Origin of the sequence: Marinobacter algicola DG893, assembly GCF_000170835.1 — a bacterium.
GTDB classification, from domain to species: domain Bacteria; phylum Pseudomonadota; class Gammaproteobacteria; order Pseudomonadales; family Oleiphilaceae; genus Marinobacter; species Marinobacter algicola.
Genome location: NZ_ABCP01000026.1, coordinates 46,042 through 52,696, shown reverse-complemented (window position 1 = coordinate 52,696; position 6,655 = coordinate 46,042). Strand labels below are relative to the sequence as shown.

4 protein-coding genes and 2 rRNA genes are annotated in these 6,655 nt (G+C 55.5%); all 6 read left to right on the top strand.

The annotated features are described in order from the left end of the window. Window positions 1–226 (top strand): 23S ribosomal RNA (locus tag MDG893_RS14720); the annotation flags it as partial. A 101-nt stretch (window positions 227–327) separates the two neighbouring features. Next, a 5S ribosomal RNA gene (gene rrf, locus MDG893_RS14715) occupies window positions 328–443 on the top strand. A 565-nt stretch (window positions 444–1,008) separates the two neighbouring features. Further along, window positions 1,009–2,478 (top strand): MFS transporter, encoded by a 1,470-nt coding sequence (locus MDG893_RS14710; RefSeq protein ID WP_040474647.1) that lies wholly within the window; start codon window positions 1,009–1,011, stop codon window positions 2,476–2,478. Further along, complete coding sequence (locus tag MDG893_RS14705; RefSeq protein WP_007154603.1) at window positions 2,475–4,190, top strand: bifunctional protein-serine/threonine kinase/phosphatase; 1,716 nt, start codon at window positions 2,475–2,477, stop codon at window positions 4,188–4,190. The genes MDG893_RS14710 and MDG893_RS14705 overlap by 4 nt, the downstream gene beginning before the upstream one ends. An 83-nt stretch (window positions 4,191–4,273) precedes the next feature. Further along, window positions 4,274–5,824: a 2-isopropylmalate synthase gene (locus MDG893_RS14700; RefSeq protein ID WP_007154602.1), complete on the top strand. Its 1,551-nt coding sequence runs from the start codon at window positions 4,274–4,276 to the stop codon at window positions 5,822–5,824. Between the two features lie 27 nt (window positions 5,825–5,851). Beyond that, window positions 5,852–6,655 carry a hypothetical protein gene (locus MDG893_RS14695; RefSeq protein WP_040474646.1) on the top strand — a complete coding sequence of 268 codons (804 nt, stop codon included), beginning with the start codon at window positions 5,852–5,854 and terminating at the stop codon, window positions 6,653–6,655.

Sequence of the window (6,655 nt, the reverse complement as noted above, 5' to 3'; positions counted from 1 at the left end):
ACCGCTGGTGTTCGGGTTGTGTCGCCAGACGCATTGCCCGGTAGCTATGTTCGGACAGGATAACCGCTGAAAGCATCTAAGCGGGAAGCCCCTTCCAAGATGAGATCTCCCTGGACCCTTGAGGTCCCTGAAGAGCCGTTCAAGACCAGGACGTTGATAGGTCGGGTGTGTAAGCGCTGCGAGGCGTTGAGCTAACCGATACTAATTGCTCGTGAGGCTTGACTATATAACACCCAAGACAATTGCGGATAACGCAAGAGCCATTGTGCTCAATCGAAATCAACATCACATCGTTCTACCTCGTCCACCCAGTGATCAACCGTTTTGCCTGACGACCATAGCGGTCTGGAACCACCTGATCCCATCCCGAACTCAGCCGTGAAACAGACCAGCGCCGATGGTAGTGTGGCTTCTGCCCATGTGAGAGTAGGTCATCGTCAGGCTCCTAATATAAAACAGCCCCGACAGCGTATGCTGCCGGGGCTTTTTTATGTTTGGATCGGGGCCCTGCTGTGCACTACAACGGCCCCCATGTGACAAGCTTGCCAACGGCAAGCGCAGGACGCCAGAGCGCAGCGACGGCGGGCCCGAAGGGCCGAAGGCCGACAGGCCTGAGCAATGTAGGTCATCGTCAGGCTCCTAATACCGAAAACCCCCGCGGCTTCGCCGACGGGGGGTTTTTATTGCCGGAAAAAAAGTAACGAACAACAACCTATAGTGGTGCGGTGCTGCTCAGGTTGCCCGGCATTGGTGCATTGTTGTGGTTTTTTATTTCTGGATATATGTGTAATGCATTGTTTTAAAACGTTAAAAACATTATGGAATATATCTTGCTGAAGTTATGGCTCAAGATTTAGGCTCCAACAGGTACCGGCAACGACGCCGCAAGAAGGAAGTGAAGGTGTCGGTCATTCCTGTTTTGCTCTGATAATTCACCAAATTTTGGTCCCTTCAGTAGAACCTTCCGCACGACCTGTTGGCAAACTCCGTATGTGAACAGGCCAACCTATGAGCGATACCTCTTTTCGATTCTTTTCTTTCGTAGGAAGGATCAAGATACTCCATCTCAGTTGGGTGGCGTTTTTCGTCAGCTTTCTGGTGTGGTTTAACCACGCACCCCTGATGTCATCCATTCGTGAACAGTTCGGACTTACAGCGTCGGAAGTCAACACTCTGCTGCTGCTCAACGTCGCTTTGACGATTCCCGCGCGAATCCTTATCGGCATGTTAGTGGATGCCCTTGGCCCCCGCCGTGTGTATAGCCTGGTCCTTGTTGTTTCAGGGCTTCTCTGCATCGCATTTTCACTCTCGACAACCTTTGAACAGCTCGCAGTGACCCGATTCTTGTTGGGCTTTGTTGGTGCGGGATTTGTTGTGGGTATCCGCCTGATAAGTGAATGGTTCCCGGCGAAGGAGCTGGGACTGGCTGAGGGTATCTATGGTGGTTGGGGTAACTTTGGAGCTGCGTTTGCCGGGCTTTCATTGCCGGCACTTGCGCTGTGGTTCGGTGGTGATAACGGCTGGCGCTGGGCGGTAGGCGCTACGGGCATCATTTCGATTTTCTATGCGGCGGTTTTCTATGCCCTGGTTCGCGATACTCCAAAAGGTTCGACCTATTTCAAGCCAAAGCGTGGCGGTGCGATGGAAGTAACCAGCAAGGGGGATTTCGTCCTTTACGTGGTAATGAACTTGCCGCTTTTCTTTGCTTTGGCTTTGATCGTTTGGCAACTGGGGCCCTATAAGCTCGGTATGCTGGGGGTTCCGACAACCTACCTCCTGTATGGTGTGATAGGGGTGATGGCTGCGTTCCAGTTTCTGCGGATCTGGCAGATAAACGGTCACGTCTTTCAGCGGCCTGTACCGGCATTTGATCGTTACCCGTTCAAGCAAGTCGCACTTCTCAATCTCGTCTATATGGCGAGCTTTGGGTCGGAACTGGCTGTGGTCTCCATGCTGCCGCTGTATTTCCTGGATACGTTTGATATTTCTCCCATGTTGGCAGGGATGCTCGGCGGCAGTTTTGCTCTGATGAACCTGTTTGGTCGCCCTGGCGGCGGCTACCTGGCTGACCGATACGGTCGGAAAATGATAACCATACTGATGCTGGCTGGCATCGCGGTTGGATACTTCTTCATGTCAAGGATCGACAGTAGTTGGCCTCTGCCATTGGCTGTCGCACTGGTTGTGCTCTGCTCAATATTCGTGCAGGGCGGGTGTGGTGCTGTGTACGCGTCGGTTCCGTTGGTGAAGCGTCGTCTTACCGGCCAGGTAGCGGGGATGGCAGGTGCCTACGGCAACGTAGGGGGTGTTGTCTTCCTGGTTGTCTTGGCCCTGGTGCCCTCGGAGCAGTTTTTTCTGGTGTTGGGGCTAATTGCTCTGGCGATCATGACCCTGGTGATGATTTTCATGGATGAACCTGATCCGCAAACAAGCGAGGTCATGCCGGATGGTTCAGTCAGGATGATTGACGTAACGTGAGTGCCCGTCTTCAGTTGCAAGCGGGCCAATACAGCATCGCCGGCAGGAAACCCGAAAATCAGGACAGCCTGGGTATTCGGTATCCAGAAGGTGAGGCCCTGATTCTCAAAGGTGTTACTGCTGTTATTGCCGATGGTGTGAGTGCTTCCGCCGCAGGCCGTGAGGCGGCCGAGACCTGCGTAAAAGGATTTCTGCACGACTATTACAGTACGCCGGATACCTGGGCCGTTGAAACTGCGGCCGGTCGAGTCCTTGGGGCCCTGAATCGATGGTTACACGGCCGCGGTCACGCCGGTCATGCAGATGCTCATGCGATGGTGTGTACTTTTAGCGGCGTCGTCATCAAGAACAATCGAGCTTATGTGTTCCATGTAGGGGATAGCCGAGTTTGCCTTGTTCGCAACGGCGAACTGGAGTGTCTGACCAGGGATCATCATGCCGTTGTAGGCGCCGATAGAGGCGCGCTAACAAAGGCCATGGGTGCTGAGCTGAATGTCGAAATTGATGTGTTCCGTGCGAATCTCCTGCCGGGGGATTGCTTGTTATTGACCACTGACGGTGTGCATGAATATCTCGATCCAGCTGTTATGGCCGGACTTGCAGCGGTGGGTGATGCGGATAAAGTTGCCAGGGCGCTAGTGGACGCAGCCTATTCCGCTGGAAGTCCAGACAACCTGAGTGCTCAGGTACTTAATATTGAGCACCTGCCGGCGGAAGATGTTGAGGCTCATTATGAGCGGCTGACGTCACTGGCATTTCCGCCGGTTTTGGAGCCCGGGCAAAGGCTTGACGGTTATCGGATTGTCCGGGAAATCCATGCCAGCCGTCGCACCCAGATTTACCTTGCCAGCCCCGATGCCGGCGGTGAGCCGGTGATTATCAAAACGCCGTCGCCGAACTTTGTGGATGATCCGGCCTATATTGACCGTTTTCTCAACGAGTGCTGGGTGGGGCGCCGTGTAAACAGTCCCCATATTGTGCGGTTTATTGAGCCGCCCCAGAACCGTCGCTGCCTCTATTGTGTCACCGAATATGTTCAGGGGCCGACGCTACGTGAGTGGATGAACGATAACCCTCGGCCAACACCTGCTGAGGTGCGGAATCTCATTCAGCAGATTGCCCTTGGTTTACGGGCTTTACACCGTCTTGAAATGGTGCACCAGGATCTCAAGCCAGAAAACGTACTGATTGCCAGAGACGGAACCGTTAAAATCATTGATTTGGGTGCAGTGCGAATTCGTGGGATTGAGGAAATTGATGTGCCGTGGGGACAGGAGGGTTGCCTGGGGACCGAAAGTTACGCTGCGCCGGAGTGCCTTGAAGGTGATCGGGCAACACCCGCCTCTGATCGCTATTCCCTGGCCGTCATTGCCTATGAACTGTTGACCGGTCAGCTTCCCTATGCGAAACCGCCCAGACCCTCCGTCCGTCGCCGCTTGCGCTATCGAAGTATGCGCGAATTCAACCCGGACCTACCGGCATGGCTGGATGCCTGCCTGCAACGCTCCGTTTCCTTAAGGCCGGAGTCTCGATACCCTTCGTTGTCGGAGTTTTTGCGGGATCTCGGACATCCTAACCCCGCGCTGACACCCACGACATGGCGCCCACTGGTGGACCGCGTGCCACCGGAAAACTGGCGTTTCATCGCGGTTGTTTCTCTGGTGCTCAACGGTTTTCTGCTCTGGCTAATCTGGATGAGCAGCGTCGACTAAACGCTATGCCCGCCCCGTCGGCACCGCGATAGATGATATACTCCCTGAGACACTGGTCTTCAGTTGCCCTGATGGAGAGCGCCATGCCTGCGAACGATCACCTGGTTATTTTTGACACAACATTGCGTGACGGTGAGCAAAGCCCCGGCGCAACGATGACAAAAGCGGAGAAACTGCGCATAGCCCGGATTCTTGAGAAGCTGAGGGTTGACGTCATAGAAGCAGGTTTTGCGATTGCCAGCCAGGGTGACTTCGAGGCGGTAAAGTCGATTGCGGAGTCTATCAAGGAATCTACCGTTTGCAGCCTTGCCAGGGCGCTGGACAAGGACATTGATCGTGCCGCCGAGGCCATAAGGCCGGCCGAGCGCGGACGTATCCATACCTTTATTGCGACGTCTCCGATTCACATGCAGTACAAGCTGCAGATGCAGCCGGACGACGTGGTTGATCAGGCCGTCAGATCCGTTAGGCGTGCCCGCAGTCACGTTGACGACGTTGAATTTTCCTGCGAAGACGCCGGTCGGTCAGAACTGGATTTCCTGTGCCGTATTATCGAAGCTGCAATCAAGGCCGGGGCAACAACCATCAACATTCCGGATACAGTGGGCTACGCCATTCCGGAACAGTTTGGGGAGACCATCCGTCAGTTGCTGAATCGTGTTCCAAATGCCGACAAAGCCGTGTTCTCCGTTCACTGCCACAACGATCTCGGGCTTGCAGTTGCAAACTCCCTTGCCGCCGTCAGCAGCGGTGCTCGGCAGGTGGAATGTACCATCAATGGCCTCGGGGAGCGTGCAGGAAACGCCTCCCTCGAGGAGCTTGTGATGGCGGTTCGCACTCGCCAGGATCTTTACACCATCGACACCCGGGTAGATGCGCAGCACATTGTGCCTGCCTCTCGACTGGTATCGACCATTACCGGCTTTCCGGTACAGCCTAACAAGGCGATCGTTGGTGCAAACGCCTTTGCCCACGAATCGGGTATCCATCAGGATGGCGTCCTGAAGCATCGGGAAACCTACGAAATCATGCGGGCTCAAGATGTGGGCTGGCACACCAACAGCTTGGTGCTGGGCAAACATTCCGGTCGCAATGCTTTCCGTTCCCGTCTGTTGGAACTCGGTATCCAGTTTGAAACCGAGACTGAGCTTAATGAAGCCTTTACCCGGTTCAAGGCGCTGGCTGATCTCAAGCATGAGATTTTCGATGAGGACCTTCAGGCGATTGCCAGCGATACCCGGCAGAAGGAAGAGGACGGCCGCTATGGGCTTGTTACCATGCAGGTGTGCTCTGAGACCGGTGTTATTCCCCGGGCTCGCTTGACCCTTTTGGTGGATGGCAGGGAGCACAAGGTAGAGGCAGAAGGCAGCGGGCCCGTTGACGCCACCTTCAAGGCCATTGAGTCCTTGGTAGACTCAGGCTGTAACCTGCAGCTCTATTCCGTGAACAACATTACCAGCGGTACGGATGCCCAGGGAGAAGTAACTGTTCGCCTGGAGCGCGGTGGTCGAATTGTAAACGGTATCGGTGCCGATACCGATATCATTATTGCCTCCGCAAAGGCTTACATTGAAGCCCTGAACCTGATCAGCCGCGGCGGTGTACGTCAGCACCCACAGGGCGCCGATGTCTGAACAGGGTAGGCGAAGGGGGCTAGCACAATGATGATGCCGGAGGCAGAGCGTCAATTTTATCTGGGCAAGGCGGGAATCCATCTCTGGTACGCAAGAAAGGCGTTACCCGGTGCTGCTCCGAGCCCTGAGTTCGCGTTTCCCGAGCACGAAGAGCCGGAACTGGAAGCCGCTGCGATTGCACCGCCTCCGGTTCCGACGCGGCCATCGGTTCCTCCGCGTAAGGTTGATGGTGTCGGCAAGGATCGAATCGCCGGCATCCAGGCGCTGATGGCCAATAGCACGCCGGAACCGACTGACGTACCGGTGGCCGAAAAAACGCTGGAAGCTCCGGTTGTCGCTGAGCCGGAGGCACCGGCCGAAGCGTCGTCCGACAAAACGCTGAACGTTGTTGGGGACTTGCCCCGTCAGATTCACGCCCACCTTGGATTCTGGTTCTCAGAGCGGCTTGTGCTGATCAGTGGTGTATCCGACCAGGCCAGCACGCGGCTTCAAGACACGCTGGCCAAAAACATCCTGGCGGCGGTCGGTGAAACCCGGATTGAGAAAGGGCGCGAGCTTCGCTGGCCGGTGTTTGGAAATCTGCGGGTTCCTGGAAACAGTGCAGACAATTTCCGCGATACTCTTCGTTCTCTGGCCAATGATTTTGGCGCCCGCAAGGTGGTCTTGCTCGGAGTGTTGGCTAACGATTCTCCGTCAGAAAGAGCGGTATTGCTCGACGACGCGTTGGGCGACGCTGCTGTCGACTTCTCCCATACTCTTGCCGAATTGGCTGCGGTGCCCGCTTATAAACGCGAGCTCTGGCAGCAGCTGAAGTCCACCGTTGGGGGCTGA